This window comes from Mediterraneibacter sp. 210702-DFI.3.120, assembly GCF_020561005.1.
Lineage (GTDB): Bacteria > Bacillota > Clostridia > Lachnospirales > Lachnospiraceae > Mediterraneibacter > Mediterraneibacter faecis.
Window position 1 is genome coordinate 105,151 of record NZ_JAJCNG010000006.1, and the last position, 18,970, is coordinate 124,120.

General features: G+C 39.5%; 13 protein-coding genes and 1 riboswitch. Of the genes, 12 read left to right on the forward strand and 1 reads right to left on the reverse strand.

The window, feature by feature from the left end; all coding sequences use genetic code 11:
• Positions 1-5 precede the first annotated feature (5 nt).
• From LI162_RS05065 to LI162_RS05090, 6 genes are all read left to right on the forward strand, one after another.
• Positions 6-2,531: a DUF4268 domain-containing protein gene (locus LI162_RS05065; RefSeq protein ID WP_155203953.1), complete on the forward strand. Its 2,526-nt coding sequence runs from the start codon at positions 6-8 to the stop codon at positions 2,529-2,531.
• 29 nt (positions 2,532-2,560) lie between these two features.
• Positions 2,561-3,607 carry a virulence RhuM family protein gene (locus LI162_RS05070; protein ID WP_155203950.1) on the forward strand — a complete coding sequence of 349 codons (1,047 nt, stop codon included), beginning with the start codon at positions 2,561-2,563 and terminating at the stop codon, positions 3,605-3,607.
• A gap of 421 nt (positions 3,608-4,028) precedes the next feature.
• The gene (locus LI162_RS05075; protein ID WP_173021107.1) at positions 4,029-4,904 is read left to right on the forward strand and encodes a YitT family protein; all 876 of its coding nucleotides are present in this window, start codon (positions 4,029-4,031) and stop codon (positions 4,902-4,904) included.
• A gap of 92 nt (positions 4,905-4,996) precedes the next feature.
• Positions 4,997-5,791 (forward strand): 7beta-hydroxysteroid dehydrogenase, encoded by a 795-nt coding sequence (locus tag LI162_RS05080; protein ID WP_155203946.1) that lies wholly within the window; start codon positions 4,997-4,999, stop codon positions 5,789-5,791.
• A gap of 188 nt (positions 5,792-5,979) precedes the next feature.
• Positions 5,980-7,176 (forward strand): hypothetical protein, encoded by a 1,197-nt coding sequence (locus LI162_RS05085; protein WP_227155901.1) that lies wholly within the window; start codon positions 5,980-5,982, stop codon positions 7,174-7,176.
• Positions 7,177-7,334: 158 nt separating this feature from the next.
• Positions 7,335-7,503: riboswitch (Lysine riboswitch) on the forward strand.
• Positions 7,504-7,643: 140 nt separating this feature from the next.
• Positions 7,644-9,278, forward strand: a complete 1,635-nt coding sequence (locus LI162_RS05090) for a Na+/H+ antiporter NhaC family protein (protein ID WP_226871199.1) — start codon at positions 7,644-7,646, stop codon at positions 9,276-9,278.
• A 118-nt stretch (positions 9,279-9,396) separates the two neighbouring features.
• On the opposite strand, the gene LI162_RS05095 is transcribed toward LI162_RS05090, so the two are convergent.
• A complete protein-coding gene (locus LI162_RS05095) occupies positions 9,397-10,272 on the reverse strand; it encodes a phosphoribosylaminoimidazolesuccinocarboxamide synthase (protein ID WP_015528795.1) in 876 nt (291 codons plus the stop codon).
• Between the two features lie 387 nt (positions 10,273-10,659).
• On the opposite strand from LI162_RS05095, the gene LI162_RS05100 reads away from it, so the two are divergent.
• From LI162_RS05100 to tsf, 6 genes are all read left to right on the forward strand, one after another.
• A complete protein-coding gene (locus tag LI162_RS05100) occupies positions 10,660-11,493 on the forward strand; it encodes a pyridoxamine kinase (protein ID WP_020437177.1) in 834 nt (277 codons plus the stop codon).
• 24 nt (positions 11,494-11,517) lie between these two features.
• A complete protein-coding gene (locus LI162_RS05105; protein ID WP_020437176.1) occupies positions 11,518-11,868 on the forward strand; it encodes an Hpt domain-containing protein in 351 nt (116 codons plus the stop codon).
• Positions 11,869-12,176: 308 nt separating this feature from the next.
• Entirely contained in the window at positions 12,177-15,827 is a 3,651-nt protein-coding gene (locus tag LI162_RS05110) for an ABC transporter ATP-binding protein/permease (protein WP_020437175.1), read from the forward strand.
• A gap of 16 nt (positions 15,828-15,843) precedes the next feature.
• A complete protein-coding gene (locus LI162_RS05115; protein ID WP_055156341.1) occupies positions 15,844-16,788 on the forward strand; it encodes an AEC family transporter in 945 nt (314 codons plus the stop codon).
• Between the two features lie 268 nt (positions 16,789-17,056).
• Positions 17,057-17,806, forward strand: a complete 750-nt coding sequence (gene rpsB, locus LI162_RS05120) for a 30S ribosomal protein S2 (RefSeq protein WP_015528801.1) — start codon at positions 17,057-17,059, stop codon at positions 17,804-17,806.
• 143 nt (positions 17,807-17,949) lie between these two features.
• Complete coding sequence (tsf, locus tag LI162_RS05125) at positions 17,950-18,873, forward strand: translation elongation factor Ts (RefSeq protein WP_055156339.1); 924 nt, start codon at positions 17,950-17,952, stop codon at positions 18,871-18,873.
• Positions 18,874-18,970 lie beyond the last annotated feature (97 nt).

Here is an 18,970-nt window from a genome sequence, read left to right on the forward strand (position 1 = left end):
ACTTAATGAAAGGTTCAGAATGTAGATTAATAGAATATATGGAAGGCTCAAAGAAACGCTTTATTATTCCTGTCTATCAGCGCAACTATGATTGGAAGACAGAAAACTGTAAGCAGCTTTACGATGACCTTGTAAAGGTAATAAAAAATAACAGAAGAAGTCATTTTTTGGGGAGCCTTGTCTCTGTTTACGAACCTTCTGGAAGAAATACTGAGTTCCTTGTAATTGACGGACAACAACGATTAACAACTGTGTCATTGCTATTTTTGGCGATGTATAATTTAATATCTAATGGCATTACTGTACCAGAAGATGCATCTCTTGGAAAGCAGATTTATGAAGACTTTCTTGTTGATAAATATCAAACACAGGATACGCGTATAAAATTGAAGCCTGTTAAAAATGATCAGAAAGCATTTGGAAAGCTCTTTGATAGTGAGGATGAGCATATCAGAGAATCAAATCTGACTATGAATTATAATTATTTTTATGACAGAATCCAGAAGCAGGAAATCACAATTGACCAGCTTTTTGATGCTATATGCAGCTTAGAAATAATCAATATTACTTTGAACAATGAGGATAATCCTCAGCTTATTTTTGAGAGTCTTAACTCTACGGGGCTTGACTTGAGTGAAGGAGATAAAATCAGGAACTTTATTTTGATGGGGCTTCCAGCAAAAGAGCAAGATGAGTATTATGAAAAGTACTGGAATCGCATCGAGGAATGTACAAAATACGATGTAAGCTCATTTGTAAGAGATTATCTTAGTGTTAAGCAGCTTGTTATCCCTTCTCAGAAGAAGATTTATATCAGCTTTAAGGAGTATGTGGAGCTATCATTATTGGGAGTAGAAGAACTACTTAAAGATTTGCTGGCTTATGCAAAACGATATGAAATCTTATTAAATGGAAATACAAAGAATAAGGCATTGGATTCTTGTATTAATAGATTGAATCGATTGGAAACAACAGTAACCAGACCGTTCTTTCTTGAGGTATTGCGTTTAAATAATGAAGGTAAATTGGACATTTCTCAAGTAACAGATATATTTCTGATTACAGAAAACTATCTGTTCAGAAGAACTATTTGTGACCTCCCTACCAATGCTTTGAACAAAATATTTTTGAAGCTTCATCGAGAAATCATCAGATATGATGGTACTGATGCAAATTATGTAGAAAAGTTCAAGTATGCACTTCTTTCTAAAAAAGAAAAGGCTCGTTTTCCGGATGATGATGAATTTGCTACACAATTTACTGAAAGACAAGTTTATCAGATGAATAGCAAAAACAAGATTTATATTTTAGAGCGTTTAGAGAATTATGGTACTGCAGAAGACAAAGACGTATATAGTCATTGTGATGATGGAACATATTCTATTGAACATATTATGCCACAGCATTTAACTCCAGCATGGGTAAAGGCATTAGGTGATGATTACGAGCAGATTCATGAAACTTGGTTGCATAGAATTGCCAATCTTACATTGACTGCTTATAACTCAAAATATAGCAATAGTAGTTTTGCAGAAAAGAAAATCATGAAAAATGGCTTCGAAGATAGTGGTATTCGCATGAATACATATATTGCAAAGAAAGAAAAGTGGACGCTTACAGAATTAGAAGAGCGTAATCAATACCTTATGGGACGTGCTCTTGAAATATGGTTAACTCCATCAACTGAATTTAAACCGGAGGAAAAACAACTTGACTCATATACGCTTGATGATGATGCTAATTTAAGTGGAAGATTGATTGCACGCTTTAGCTATAAGAATACAGAACAGCCAGCAACAAGCTGGGTAGAAATGTTCCAGAAAGTGCTGCAGATTCTATATGCTGAAGATAAAAATGTTATTACAAAACTTGCAGCATCTAAAGAAGATAATATCGCATTACACTTCAGCATGAACGAGACTGATTTTACTAAGAGTGCCGAGATAGGCGATGGTATTTATGTGTGGACGAATACAAGTACACAAAGCAAATTATCTGTATTGAGTAGAGTGTTCAAGTTGTATGACGCTGACCCAACCGATTTAGTATTCTATCTTCGCGATGAAAATGAGGGCGTTGAAGATGAAGTCGGCACAAGATATGAGCTTCGCAGAAAATACTGGACATATGCTCTAGATTATATAAAGAAGACTCACGGAGAAGGTGGTTCATTTTCCAATGTTAATCCATCGAAAGAAAACTGGATTAATGGGTTCTTTGGAATCAGTGGTTTTAGTTTGTGTTGCGTGGCAAATTATGATTCTGCAAGAGTTGAGTTGTATTTTGGCAAAGCAAAGAAAGAAGATAATAAGAAAGCTTTTGATGCTGTAATTCTTCATAAGGATGCAATTGAAAATTCATTAGGAGTGAAATTGATTTGGAACCGAGGAGATGATATTAAATCGTCGAAGATTTCTTATCAGATTAATAATGTAAGCATTGAAAATGAAACAGACTGGCTTCAGATGGCAAAATTCCATGCTCATTGGAGTAAGAAATTCTATGATGTTATAGTGCCATATTTACGCTAAATGAATTTTGAATAAGGAGGGAATCTTATTTGAAAAAGAAAAAAGACGAAGTAACCATCCGTTCCAGTGCTGCAGAATACCTGACCTATGTTGCCTCTGTGGGGGAACAGCAGGACAGTATTGAGATGCGCTATGAGGATGAGAGTATATGGCTGACACAGAAAATGATGGCAACATTATATAGTGTTGGTTTGCCAACGATAAATGAACATATTAAAAAGATTTATGCTGATAGTGAACTAGAAGAGTCTGCAACTATTCGGAATTTCCGAATAGTTCAAACCGAAGGTTCCCGTCAGGTGACTCGTGATACAAAGCATTATAATCTTCAAATGATTATTGCGGTTGGATTCAAGGTGAATAATGAGCGAGCTGTACAATTTCGTAAGTGGGCCAATGGTATTGTCAAGGACTACACTATTAAAGGCTGGGTTATGGATGATGAACGTCTGAAAAATGGTGGATCTGTGCTTACAGTAGAATACTTCGACCGTTTGCTTGAGCAGATTCGTGAGATTCGTTTGTCTGAGCGTAGATTTTATCAGAAGATAACAGATATCTATGCTACAGCTCTCGATTATGATCGAACAGCAAAAACAACAAAGCAGTTCTTTGCAAAGGTCCAAAACAAGATGCATTATGCGGTTCATGGACATACAGCAGCGGAGTTGATTTATGAGCGAGCCGATGCAGATAAGCCTCATATGGGATTAACCACTTGGGCAGCAGCATCGGAAGGAAAGATCGTAAAAAGTGATGTGAGTGTTGCGAAGAATTATCTTTCAGAGAAAGAAATGCGTTCACTGGAGCGTATTGTATCTGCTTATCTGGATTTGGCAGAGGACCGTGCGGAACGTCACATTCCAATGACAATGGAGGACTGGGCAAAGCGTCTGGATTTATTCCTGATGGCTGATGACAGAGAGGTCCTTCAGGATGCAGGTAAAATTACTGCTGAGATTGCCAAGGCAAAAGCTGAAACCGAATTTGAAAAATATCGTATTATTCAGGACAGATTATTTATGTCTGATTTTGATAAGTACATGCTGGAACTGGAAGAGAATGCGAAGAAGTAGCAGTGGCGCCATTAAAATTTTCAGCTTGCCAAGGTCGAGTGCATGGGAGTTGCTTTCCTGCTTCTTTATATATAGCAACAATAAATCCGAGAATGTCAGAATCCCATTTTTGATTTCTGATTTCAGAATAATTAAAATTTCTCATTCCCTTACCTCACTTTCTTTCCTTTAAAATATAACTTGAAATAAGGGAAAAACAATACATTAAGAGAAAATTCCCTTAATATTATCTTTGATTAAGGGGAAAATATACATAGATTAGATAAATAAAATGCCTCTGTCATCATATACAAAAGCACCGATTCATTAAAAAATGTCTCTTAATGAATGTGCGAGGGCTGTGGAAATATAACTACTTCTGTGGTATGATTTAAAAATCAACCAACATTGGTAAATTTATTTTGACAAAGGAGCGCTTAAAATGAGACAGACCCAGAAACCTCGAATTGTAAATCTTTTGATGCTTACGGTTGCCGGAATGATAAACGCTTTTGGCATTACACTTTTTATGACACCGGTCAAATTATATGACAGTGGTATCTCAGGAACATCGATGTTACTTGAACAGATAACCCCTTCGTGTTTATCATTGTCGTTCTTCTTGTTGGTTTTAAATATTCCATTGTTCCTTGTGGGACTTAAGAAGCAGGGAGGACTCTTTACTTTCTATGCAATCTATACGGTCGGAATCTACTCCTTGTTTGCATGGCTGATCACAGATATCTTTCCAATTGATGTCAGTATTGCTTCACCGCTTGCAGGAACAGATTTACTGCTATGTGCGCTGTTTGGAGGTGTGATCTCCGGAATTGGAAGCGGTCTTGCGATTCGCTATGGCGGTGCGATGGATGGTATCGAAGTTATGGCGGTTATTTTTGCAAAACGTGCAGGCGTTACAGTAGGAACATTTGTTATGGTATATAATATTATTTTATATATTATCTGTGGATGTGTACTTCAGAGTTGGGTGCTTCCATTGTATTCGATCGTTGCGTATTCCGCAGCATTGAAGACGGTTGACTTTATTGTAGAAGGTATCGACAGAGCAAAGTGTGCAATTATTGTGACAGAGTGGCCGCATGAGATATGCAAGGTGTTGACAGAAACATTTGGAAGCGGTATTACGCGTGTCAGCGCCAAAGGCGGATACTCTAATCGCGATAAAGCAATGTTGTATTTTGTGGTGAACAGATATCAGGTGATTCGAATGAAAGATATTGTTCACGACATTGATCCAGCAGCGTTTATTATTATTAGTGAGGTGGCTGACATTTTCTCTAGTAATAATGACGAATAATAGAAAAATATACTGTTTTTGATTGTTATTTCTATCAATATGTGTTATATTATATTTCGGTTTTTAAATCGGTAAACTAGGAGGAAAAAGTAATGACATTAAGAGAAAAGTATGGTGAGTGGGGTATCATCCTTGGAGCAACAGAAGGCGTTGGAAAAGCATTTGCAGAGAAAATCGCATCTGAGGGAATGAGTGTTGTCCTGGTAGGAAGAAGAGAAGAGAAACTTCAGGAGCTTGGAAAGAGTATCAGCGAAACATATGGTGTGGATCACATGGTTATCCGTGCAGATTTTGCACAGTCCGACTGTACTGACAAGATTTTTGAAGCAACAAAAGACCTTGATATGGGATTCATGAGTTATGTTGCATGTTTCCATACATTTGGAAAATTGCAGGATACTCCATGGGAGAAGCATGAGCAGATGATCAATGTTAATGTTATGACATTCTTGAAATGTTTCTATCATTACATGGGAATCTTTGCAAAGCAGGATCGTGGAGCTGTAATCAATGTGTCTTCTTTGACAGCAATCAGTAGTTCACCATATAACGCACAGTATGGTGCAGGAAAATCTTACATTAAGAAACTGACAGAAGCTGTGGCAGCAGAATGTGAGAGTACAAATGTAGACGTTGAGGTTATTACGTTAGGAACAACAATTACACCAAGTTTGTTAAGCAATCTTCCAGGCGGTCCAGCAGGAGAAGCTGTTATGAAGACAGCTATGACACCGGAAGCTTGTGTAGAGGAAGCATTTGACAATCTTGGAAAATCTCTTTCTGTTATTGCAGGTGAGCACAATAAAGCAAATGTTCATAATTGGCAGGCAAATAAAACAGATGATGAATATATCCGTTATATGGGTTCATTCTATTCTAACAACTAAAAAATCAGATTTTAGATGAATCATCTTTCAGTGATTATAGTAGCTGTTTCTCTGAGTAGGGGAAGCAGCTATTTTGTTTATGGGAAATATATAACTTTAAGTATCTTTAATGATAACGATATGGTAAGATAAAGTTAAGGAATAGGAGTTTCCAATAATTGTTTAGAACGGATAGGAGGAAACTTTTTATGAGAACTATGAAAAAGAGAATTAGACGAATTGTAACAGGAATGATTTGTCTGCTGCTTATGTTTACCTTGACGGGCTGTCAGATAAAAATTGACATACCGGGATTAGGGCAGATAAGGCTGGGTGATTCGAAAGAAGAAAAGGAGGATGCGGAATCAAAGAAACAGAAGAAAACAAAGAAACCGGATTCGGGGAAAAAGCCTGAAACAACAGATACAGATAAGCCTATCAGTCCAGAGGAGTCTCTTGCGAATCTACGAAAGAGTATGGATGGCACATTACAGCAATTTGCAGTAGCATACCTGGGATATGTTGAGGCGGATTATGTTGATCATGTGCAGGAATGGATTGAAAAGAAGTATCCTGACCTGTTAAGTAAAATGACATTTATTAAAGAAATCGGTACGGATCGAATCTGTGGACATGGTCCGGCGGAGCTTTTCTGCATTGTACCTCGAAGTGGCGAGGATCCGGTTAGTGTAGGTCGAATGGAATTGAATTATGACACAGGGATATCGGAGATTGTGGAGAGTTTATATCAGTCTGAGACAGGCGAACCGTTCCTGGTAATGTGTAATGGGGAGAACGAAGGTATTGGTGGAACTATGGTATCTATGGGAACAGAAGCCGGATATCAGGCTGACTGGGTGCCGATGATGGGAACAGATGGACATGTCTGGCTGCCAACAACGGAGAATAATGTAGAGCAGGCAAAGGATTTTACAGACTATAAAGCATGTGATGCAAGTCGTTTTACAGATTGGTATGGAGATGTACATGAGAACATACAGGAAGCAGATCTGATAGGCAGCTGTTGGGAATTCGGAGTAGATGAGTATAATAGTGATATATTTGGAGATTATTTTGTAGAATTATTAGACAACGGATATGCACGTATTTCCTGGAGTGAGAAAGAATACGGAATAGAAGACTATAGTGATATCATTTATGAAATTTATGAAGGAACCTGGTCATGTACGCAGCAGGATGGACATCCTTATTTGTCTATACAAAGTACGCGGACAGGTGGTGAATGGTATTATGAGGGAGAAAATCCTGTTAACTGGTCAGAAGATTATCGTATTTATATTTCAACAGACGGAACGATGTTATTGTTGGAAAATCAGGAAGGATTTGCAGGGATGCCTTCAAAGACGGGAATATATCATGTACTGAGCGGATTTCGAACAAACTAATTTTATAGTGTAGGAAACGAAAGTGATAGCTGTTGATATGAGAGTATTGACAGCTATTACTTTATTTAATAGGAGTTTAATAAAAATGTAGAAATATAAAAATGAAAACTATTATAAAATAAGTCTGGCTTTTTTAAATAGAATGTGATAATATAGTAACGTTTGATAGAGGCGCGGTGATATGAGTACCCGCTGACGAGAGTCTTGGGAAGACTGTCAGTGAGAGAAAGGAGAAGCCGCCGAAGGAATGATATTCCCAGATATGATTCCTGGGCCGGATGTAGAAGATACGCCGGACTGTCACAGGTGTGGAGAGCTATCGATGACGCTAGAATTATTATGCCATGGGTGACTCACCAGCAGAGAGTGCCTATGGCATTTTTTGCGTTTAGAGAATCCCAGGCAAAACCCACTATGCTTACACACAAACTTAACAAACATAAGTTTACAGGAAAGGAAAAAAGGAAATGAGAAACAAAAGAAAAATGGGGTATGTGTTTCTGATGTCTCTGCTCATTCTGTGCTGTAGTTCAACAACAGTATTTGCCGCAGATACATCTGCCGAGTATGTACCTCAGCTCTATGCAACAATCTGGTCTCTGGTGCCGCCGGTCGTTGCAATCGTACTGGCACTTATTACAAAGGAAGTTTACAGCTCCTTATTCGTTGGAATTTTGATCGGAGGTGCATTTTGGTCAGGATTTAAACCGGAAGCTACAATTTTACATGTATTTCAGGATGGAGTAGTGGGAGTACTTACAGATTCTTACAATATGGGTATTCTAGTATTTCTGGTAATTCTTGGTGTTATGGTATGTATGATGAATAAAGCCGGTGGTTCTGCAGCATTCGGACGCTGGGCGAAAGAGCATATCAAGACAAGAGCGGGTGCACAGCTTGCAACAATCGCACTTGGAGTGCTGATTTTTATTGATGATTATTTTAACTGCCTTACAGTTGGGAGCGTTATGCGTCCGGTAACAGACAGCCACAATGTATCCCGTGCGAAACTCGCATATCTGATCGATGCTACAGCAGCGCCAATCTGCATTATTGCACCAATTTCTTCCTGGGCAGCAGCAGTAACAGGATTTGTTAAAGGGGAGGATGGATTTTCAATTTTTATTCGTGCAATCCCATATAACTATTATGCAATTCTTACAGTTATAATGATGGTAACACTGGTTCTTGCAAAAGAGGATTATGGTCCGATGAAGGCGCATGAGAAAAATGCGATTGAAGGGGATCTTTTTACAACAGGAGACAGACCATTTGAAAATACATCCGAAAATGCGATTTACAATAAAGGAAAAGTAATCGATCTTGTATTCCCGATTCTGTCACTTATTGTATGCTGTGTCATTGGTATGATTTATTCTGGTGGGTTCTTCTCAGGAACAGGCTTTGTAGAGGCTTTCTCCGGAAGTGATGCATCGGTTGGACTGATGCTTGGAAGTTTCTTTGCAATGGTGATCACAATTGTTTTTTATGCAGTAAGAAAAGTTCTTCGTTTTTCGGATTCTATGGCTTGCATTCCGGAAGGATTTAAGGCAATGGTTCCGGCTATCCTGATTCTTACATTCGCATGGACTCTGAAAGCAATGACAGACAGTCTCGGAGCAGCTCCGTTCGTAGCTTCTGTAATGAATTCAGCAGCAGGCGGATTGATGAACCTTCTCCCAGCAATCATCTTCCTTGTAGGATGTTTCCTTGCATTTGCAACAGGTACTTCCTGGGGAACATTCGGAATTCTGATTCCAATCGTAGTTGCAGTATTCCAGGGTACGAACGAGACAATGATGATCATCTCAATCTCAGCTTGTATGGCCGGAGCAGTTTGCGGAGATCATTGTTCACCTATTTCAGATACAACAATCATGGCATCCGCAGGAGCGCAGTGTAATCATGTAAATCATGTATCCACGCAGCTTCCATATGCAATGACTGTAGCAGCAGTTTCCTGTATTACATATGTGATCGCAGGTATCTTGCAGAATGCAGTCATCTGTCTCGTGATCGGAATTGCTCTGCAGATTGGAGTTCTGCTTGCAATCAAAGCAATCACAAAAGATCACACAGGTAGGGTGAAAACAACAAACTAAAAACCAGAAGAAAGCGAGGAGTTGATCCTCGTTTTCTTTTTACAGAAATGTAGTAAAAAAGGACGAAATGAAAAGCTTGTTAAGCGGTTCATTTCGTCCCTGTTTGTTTTATGAAATCTTATTTATCCAGATCTTTTCCTGTCAGCATCTTATATGCCTGAAGGTATTTCTCAATCGTCTTATCTACAATTTCCTGTGGAAGTGTCCAGTCGTTGTCCGGATTTGCTTTCAGCCAGTCACGGGCAAACTGTTTGTCAAAAGATGGCTGTCCATGTCCGGCTTCATAACCGTCAGCAGGCCAGAAACGGGAACTGTCAGGAGTGAGCATCTCATCTCCAATTACCATATTTCCATTTTCATCAAGTCCGAACTCAAATTTTGTATCTGCAATAATGATACCTTTGCTCAGAGCATATTCGGCACATTTCTTATAGAGAGCAATTGTGTTGTCGCGAAGTTTCTCAGCGAGTTCACGTCCTCTTCCAGGATAATATTTTTCAAGGTGATCAACGCTCTGCTCGAATGAAATGTTCTCATCGTGATCTCCGATTTCAGCCTTTGTGGAAGGCGTATAGATTGGTTCAGGAAGTTTGTCAGATTCCTTTAATCCTTCCGGAAGTGTGATTCCACAAACAGTTCCGTTTTCTTTATAGCTTTCCCAGCCACTTCCAGTGATATAACCACGAACGATACACTCGATCGGAAGCATTTCGAGTTTCTTACACATCATAGATTTTCCATCATATTTTTCCTGCTGGAAGAACTCCGGCATATCTTTTACATCAACAGAGAGCATGTGGTTAGGAAGAATGTCTTCTGTCAGATCAAACCAGAATTTGGACATCTGAGTCAGGACAGTTCCTTTCTTTGTAACTTCATTGTTGAGAATCACGTCAAAGCAGCTGATGCGGTCTGTAGCAACCATGATTAAGCTGTCTCCATTATCATAAATTTCACGAACTTTACCTTCTTTGATTGGTTTTAATTCCTGCATTTTTTCACCTCATAGAATTTTCTTAGAATTTACAACGTAACCGTACACTTTTTAGGGGAAACTGTCAAGCGGGCTGAAAACGTGGGAAGAGAGGTGTGAAAAATCATTGAAGAAGGGAAAAAGTGGAAAATTGTGTTTTTTGTATAAAAACAACGGAAAAATAAAGAGAGTGATTGTGGAATACGTTGAGTGAAAAGTAAAAAAAACAGAATGTTTTTGAGGTATCATAAACAAATCAGATATTATTTAATAAGAAATTATTATAGTAGAAAAGGCAGTTACACAGAAGGTGAAAGAAAATAGTAAAAAGAAATATTGACATCTATGACATATTGTAATTAAATTAAATTGGTATATCTATTTATATAGAAGAAACGAGGGAATAGAATGATGCAGAATCATAATCAACAGAAAAAAATTGCGCTGATCAATGACTTTACAGGCTTTGGCAGATGCTCAATTGCGGTACAGATGCCGATTATTTCAATGCTGAAAGTGCAGTGTTGTGCAGTGCCTACCTCGATTTTTTCAAATCATACCGCATATGAAGATTATTATTTTACAGATTATACATCAAATATGGAAGCATATATTGGACAATGGAAGAAGCTGGATCTGAAGTTCGAAGGAATTTGTACTGGGTTTTTGGGATCAGCAGAACAGATTCGGATTGTCAGTGAGTTTATCCAGTATTTTAGAGACGAGAATACAGTGGCTGTGATCGATCCGGTGATGGGGGACAATGGGGAGGCATATTCGACTTATACGGAAGAAATGTGCAGACAGATGATTCAATTAGTCCGCTATGCGGATGTAGTTGTTCCAAATGTGACAGAGGCATGTATCCTGACAGGAACACCATATAAGGAACGGTGGACAACGAGAGAGCTGGCAAAGATGGCAGAACAGATTGTGCAGACCGGACCAGAAAAAGTTGTGATTACAGGAATTCCACAGAAAACGTATGTGTCCAACCTGTGCTATGAAAAAAGCAAAGGATACGAGATGATCCGTACACATAAAGTAGGACATTCCAGATGTGGTACGGGAGATATTTTCTCTGCAATCATTGCAGCAGATGCAGTTAATGGAGTGGAATTTACAAAATCTGTCCGAAAGGCATCCGCATTTATAAAGAAGTGCATACAAAAGTCAATTGAAATGGAAATTCCGTTGACGGATGGTGTCTGTTTTGAAGAATTAATGGGACTATTGAAATAAAAGAAAATTAAGGAGTAAACAAAAATGAATTTAGAAGAATGCTATGAAGTAATGGATAGTAACTATGATGATGTGATGAGAAGACTTGGAAGTGAAACACTGGTCCGTAAATTTGTATTGAAGTTTTTGGATGATACAAGTTTCCAGGGATTAAAAGAAGGACTTGAAAATCAGGATGCAGAACTCGCATTCCGAAGTGCACATACATTGAAAGGCGTGTGCATGAATCTTGGATTTACAAAGTTATTCGAGGTCAGCTCAGCATTAACAGAAGAGCTTCGAGACAAAGAAATCAAAGAAAACACTACAGAGATGTTTGAAGAAGTAGAACGAGAATATACCCGAACAATAGAAGCAATTAAAGGATTATGTTAAGAAGACAATTGAAAAAATATAAATTTTTCCTGCCAGTAGAAATTTATCTGCTGGCAGTTTTTATAGTTGCACCACTTGCAGCGTATACTCCTTCAGCAAGGCCTGTATCAACGGAAATAACAGGTTTTTTATATGTTTTCATGATAAATTCCTTCAATGCTCTCGTGTATTACATACTATCTAACCACATTATGGAAAAAATGTATAGAAATCAAGAAAAATCCTTATAAAGTGAATGACAATTCATCCAAGCAGGGTGTAGAATAGTAAAATAATGGCTGAATAGTGATTGGAAAAGGAGAGAAGGCATGCTTCAGATACAACATATTTGCAAGGAATATCGAACAGGTAATCTGATACAGAAAGCATTGGATGATGTCAGTCTGAATCTCAGAGATAATGAATTTGTTGCTATTCTGGGACCGAGTGGTTCGGGAAAGACAACGCTTCTGAATATCATTGGCGGTTTGGATCGGTATGACAGCGGAGACCTGATCATCAATGGAATATCAACGAAGAAATATAAAGACAGAGACTGGGATTCTTATCGTAATCATACGATAGGATTTGTTTTCCAGAGTTATAATCTGATTCCGCATCAGACTGTTCTGGCAAATGTTGAACTGGCACTTACGATTTCGGGGATTGGCAAGTCTGAGAGAAGGAAACGTGCGACAGAAGCGCTTGAAAAGGTTGGATTAGGTGCGCAGCTTCACAAGCGCCCAAGTCAGATGTCCGGAGGACAGATGCAGCGTGTTGCGATTGCCCGGGCATTAGTGAATGATCCGGATATCCTGCTTGCAGATGAACCGACAGGTGCACTGGACAGTGATACAAGTGTGCAGGTCATGGATCTTCTTCAGGAAGTAGCGAAAGACCGTCTGGTTGTTATGGTTACACATAATCCGGAGCTTGCAGAGCAGTATGCGACAAGAATCGTTACATTAAAAGATGGTGTGATCCGTTCAGATACAGATCCGTTTGAAGTAGATGAAACGACGATGGGAGCGGCAGAACACAGGAATATGGGAAAATCCTCGATGTCATTTCTGACAGCATTAGCTTTGAGCTTTAACAATCTGAAGACAAAGAAGGCACGAACGCTTCTGACTTCATTTGCAGGTTCAATCGGAATTATCGGAATTGCATTAATTCTGTCTCTATCTACAGGTGTGAATCAATATATTCAGAACGTAGAGGAAGAGACACTTTCAGAATATCCGCTGCAGATACAAAGTACAGGCTTTGATCTGACATCCATGATGGTCGGGATGGACAGTGCTTCTGCGGATGATAAAAAAACAGACAAAGAGAAGTCAGATACAAAGAAAAAGTCAAAGGATCAGGTTAAAGTAATTCAGATGGTGACGAATATGTTTTCCACAATGGATTCAAATGACCTTGGTGCTTTGAAGAAGTATCTTGATACTGGCAAGAGTGGAGTGGAACAATATACGAATGCTATAGAATATAAGTACAGCGTTTCTCCGCAGATTTATAAAGAAAATAAAGACAGTATCCGTCAGGTGAATCCAGATCAATCCTTTTCTGCTATGGGATTGGGTTCTTCTATAAGTACGAATAGTATGATGTCATCTATGATGAGTACAGATGTTTTTTATGAGATGCCGGAGAGCAGTAAACTTTATGAAAATCAGTATGAAGTGGAAAAGGGTCATTGGCCAGAAAAATATAATGAATGTGTTGTGGTTCTGACTTCGAATGGCAGAATGAGTGATTTTATGCTTTATACATTGGGACTTCGTGATCCGCTGGAGCTTGATGAGATGATCCAGTCCTTTATGAAAGAGGAAAATGTTACTACACCGGATGATCTGGGAACCTATTCTTATGATGATATTATCGGAACAAAGTTCAAGCTTGTGAACAGTTCTGAGTATTATGAATATGATAGTCAGTATCAGGTCTGGAAAGATAAGACGGATAATGAAGATTATATGAAATCACTTGTAGCGAATGGGGAAGATCTTACCGTGGTTGGAATTGTGAAACCCGCTGAAGATGCGAAAGCCTCCTCTCTGAGTCCGGGAATTGCATATCCGACATCATTGACGAAACATGTGGCAGAACAGGCAGCAAAAAGTGAGATTGTGAAACAGCAGCTGGCAAATCCGGATGTTAACGTATTTACAAATAAAAAATTCGGAGAGAAAGACAGTGAAAATGGATTCTCCATGGATTCTTTATTTACGGTTGACGAAGCAGCACTGCAGAAAGCATTTGGATTTGACGCAAGTGCGATGAACAATTTAGGAAATTCTCTGGATTTTGGGAATTCGTTAAATCTCAGTGAGTCTATGAATTTGTCAAAAGCATTTCAGACAGGAAGTAATACACTGGATCTGTCGGGACTTGTGAATCCAGATTCTCTGAACTTAGATCTTTCCGGAATGCCGCAGATGAATCTGGGAGAGATCGTTTCGAATCTGGATCTGAAGGTATCACCGGATGGTATGAAACAGATGGCTTGTGGACTGCTGACGGGATATCAGGAGTATGCAAAGACACATCCAGAGGCAGATTATTCAGGTCTTGGAGAGGATTTTACAGCATTTCTTAAGACGGATGCAGCAAAAAAGATTATTTCTGATAATATAAAAGATATCATGAAATCAAGCGGAACTGTGACGATTACAACCGAGAAAATACAGGAATTGATCAAAAATATTATGGCCGGATACGAACAGTATATTACGGAAAAAGGATATACAGATCCGGATCAATTTGATGAATATTTGATGGAATATCTTCAGACGGATGAAGCGAAGAAAATAATTTCAGATTGGATGTCAGAAGTTATGCCGGAAGATCCGAAGATTGAGATAACACCGGAACAGCTTGAGAAACTATCAGATGATCTTGTGAAAGGTTATTTGGCATATGCTTCAGAGAATGGTCTTCCGGATCCGTCTAAGATGGGAGAACATTTCATGGCTTATCTGCAAACAGATGATGGAAAGAAGCAGTTTCAGGAAGGTCTGTCAGCAATGATCGATATGGATCAGCTGGAAAGCCAGGTGTCAAAAATCATCGGAAATTATATGAATCAGGCAATGGGGACTATGGGAAATGCGATAGGTCAGGTACTTGAGACACAGGTGTCCTCTGCAATGACACAGATTGTCAGTCAGATGACAACTGGGCTTGAATCTGCAATGAAACAGATGATGACCAATGTAGGAACGCAGCTTCAGAACAGCCTCGGAAATGCAATGCAGATTGATCCGACAGCATTTGCAGACGCATTTCAGATGAATATGACGGAAGATGATCTGGCGGAGCTTATGATGTCGATGAGTGGGAAAGGCTTGGCTTCTTATGATAGTAATCTGCAGGAACTGGGATATGTAGATTTTGCAGTCCCGTCTGCTATTAACATTTATCCAAAGGATTTTGAAGGAAAGGAACAAGTAGCAAAAATTCTGGACGATTATAATAGCAGGATGGAGGCAGAAGGGAAGGATGAGCAGGTCATTACTTATACCGATGTAGTTGGAACTTTAATGTCCTCTGTCACAACAATCGTAGATACGATAAGTTATGTGCTGATTGCATTTGTAGCAATTTCTCTTGTGGTATCTTCCATTATGATTGGTGTTATTACCTATATCAGTGTGCTTGAGCGGAAGAAGGAAATTGGAATATTAAGAGCAATCGGTGCGTCAAAGCGAAATGTATCACAGGTATTTAATGCAGAGACATTTATTATCGGACTTTGTGCAGGACTGATCGGAATCGGACTGACTTTGTTACTTCTGATTCCGGGAAATGCGATCATTCACAGTGTGGCGGATAATGCGAAGGTAAATGCAGTTCTGCCGATTGTTCCGGCAATCATACTGATTTTATTAAGTGTTGTCCTTACATTACTTGGTGGACTGATCCCATCAAAGAAAGCAGCAAAGAGTGATCCTGTGACAGCGCTTCGTACAGAGTAGGGGACTGGTGAGAAGAATGGAAAATTTAGTTTTTAGTCTGAATGCAACCGTACCGATCTTTTTGATGATGGTACTTGGAATGCTGTTCAGAAAGCTTGGTTGGATGGATGAAGAGTTTGCAGCAAAGATGAATAAATTTGTCTTTCTGATTCCATTGCCGGTATTGTTGTTTGGTGACCTGGCAAAGGTTGATTTTAAAGAAGTGTGGAATATCAAATTTGTGATTTTCTGCTTTGTAGTAACATTTATCTGTATTACAATTGCTGCACTGGTATCTTGCATCTGGAAAGACCGTTCAATCCAAGGGGAATTTATACAGGCTTCTTACCGGAGCAGCGCAGCACTTCTTGGAATTGCATTTATCCAGAATATTTATGGAAATGCAGGGATGGCGCCACTTATGATCATTGGAAGTGTACCACTTTATAATGTGATGGCAGTTATCGTGTTATCCTTTTTCCATCCGGAACGAAAAGCAATTGATAAAGCTGTATGGATGAAAACGTTAAAGGGAATCGTAACCAATCCAATTATCATTGGAATCGTGGCTGGTCTGATTTGGTCAGCCTGCAAGATCCCGATGCCGGCAATTCTCAACAAAACGGTGACAAGTATTGGAGGAATGTCCACACCAATGGGGCTGATGGCAATGGGAGCTACCTTTGATTTTAGGAAAGCACTTGGAAAGATCAAACCGGCTGTGACAGCAACAATTATGAAGTTGATCGTATTTGTGGCAATTTTTCTTCCGATTGCTGTGAAACTGGAATTCCGTCAGGAAGAACTGATTGCAATCCTTGTAATGCTTGGATCTGCAACAACAGTAAGCAGTTTTGTTATGGCAAAGAATATGGGACATGAAGGAGTTTTATCATCAAGTGTAGTGATGCTGACAACATTGTTCAGTGCATTCACGTTGACAGGATGGCTGTATGTGCTGAAAGCGTTTCAGCTGGTATAGGAATAGGAAATTCACATTTTGTTGTGTAGGGGGATAAAAATGGCTGTTGGTCGTACATAGTACGAACAATAACAAAAAATGTTGAAAAATGGGGGTGTTGTGGGAAAAAGTTCTTGCAACGTCCCTTGTTTTATGCTATACTATGAACGTTGCTAAAAAACACGTATGTGGATTCCTTCCAAGGTGCCTAAGTCGAGACAGGAGTTTCGTCCGGTTGCGAAGGAGAGTAAAACATACGGAAGAAAAAAACCAAATGGAGGAGAATAACATGAGCGTTATTTCAATGAAGCAGTTATTGGAAGCAGGTGTTCATTTTGGACATCAGACAAGAAGATGGAACCCTAAGATGGCTCCATACATCTACACAGAGAGAAATGGTATCTACATCATCGACCTGCAGAAATCTGTAGGAATGGTTGACGATGCATATAAGGCTGTTTCTGACATCGCTGCAGAAGGCGGTACAGTTCTTTTCGTAGGAACAAAGAAACAGGCACAGGATGCAATCAAAGCTGAGGCTGAGCGTTGCGGAATGTATTATGTAAACGAGAGATGGCTTGGAGGAATGCTTACAAACTTCAAGACAATCCAGAGCCGTATCAAACGTCTGAAAGACATCGAGAGAATGGCAGAAGATGGAACATTCGAAGTACTTCCGAAGAAAGAAGTTATCGAAATCAAAAAAGAGTGGACAAAGCTTGAGAAGAACCTTGGCGGAATCAAAGACATGAAGAAACTGCCAGACGCTATCTTCATCGTAGATCCTAAGAAAGAAAGAATCTGTGTACAGGAAGCACACACACTCGGAATTCCGCTGATCGGTATCTGTGATACAAACTGTGATCCAGAAGAACTGGATTACGTAATCCCAGGTAATGATGATGCAATCAGAGCTGTAAAACTGATCGTTTCTAAGATGGCAGACGCTGTTATCGAAGCAAACCAGGGTGCAGCTGAGGATGAGTATTACGAGGAGGCTGCAGAAGCAGCTGAAGCTGAAGAGGCTGTAGAAGAGTAATATCAGTTCTTGATATGAAAGAAAATGCTTCAGCCTGATTATCAGGTTGAAGCATTTTACTTTATAGAAATAGTTCTATAGAGAAAAGCATATGTTACTGCTTACAGTGACACACACATTATGAATAATGGAGGAAAATTATCATGGCAATCACAGCAGGAATGGTAAAAGAGTTAAGAGAAATGACAGGCGCTGGAATGATGGACTGTAAAAAAGCGCTTGCTGAGACAAACGGAGATATGGACGCAGCTGTAGAGTTCCTTAGAAAGAACGGACAGGCTAAAGCTGAGAAAAAAGCTGGAAGAATCGCTGCAGAAGGTATCGTTAAGACAGTTGTTAAAGATGACAAAGTTGCTGCAATCGTAGAAGTAAACTCTGAGACAGACTTCGTTGCAAAGAACGACGAGTTCCAGGGATTCGTAGAAGCAGTTGCTAACCAGGTAGTAGATTCAGAAGCAGCTGATCTTGATGCATTTATGGCAGAGGCTTGGGAAGCTGATACAACAAAGACTGTAAAAGATGCTCTCGTAGAGAAGATCGCAGTTATCGGAGAGAACCTGAACATCAGAAGATTCGAGAAAGTTGCAGCAGACAACGGTGTGGTTGTTCCTTACATCCACGGTGGCGGACGTATCGGTGTTCTTGTTGTTGCTGACACAGATGTTGTTAACGACGAGATCAAAGCAGCACTGAAGAACGTAGCTATGCAGGTAGCAGCTATGTCTCCGAAGTATGTATCCCGTGAGGAAGTATCTCAGGATTACCTTGATCACGAGAAAGAGATCCTTCTCGCTCAGGCTAAGAAAGAGAACCCGGAGAAACCGGAAAACATCATCGAGAAGATGATCATCGGACGTCTGAACAAAGAGCTCAAAGAGATCTGTCTGCTTGATCAGGTATACGTTCAGGACAGCGACCTTACAGTAGGAAAATACGTTGATAAGGTAGCAAAAGAGAACGGTGCAAACGTTAAAGTTACAAAATTCGTTCGTTTCGAGACTGGTGAAGGAATCGAAAAGAAAGTTGACGACTTCGCAGCAGAAGTTGCAGCTCAGGCTGGAATGTAAGCGTCTAGCACAAGCACGGCGTATATAAAAAGAAATCCTCGACACAAGTTTACTTGTGATCGAGGATTTCTTTTTATATGCATCGTGCGACGCACGT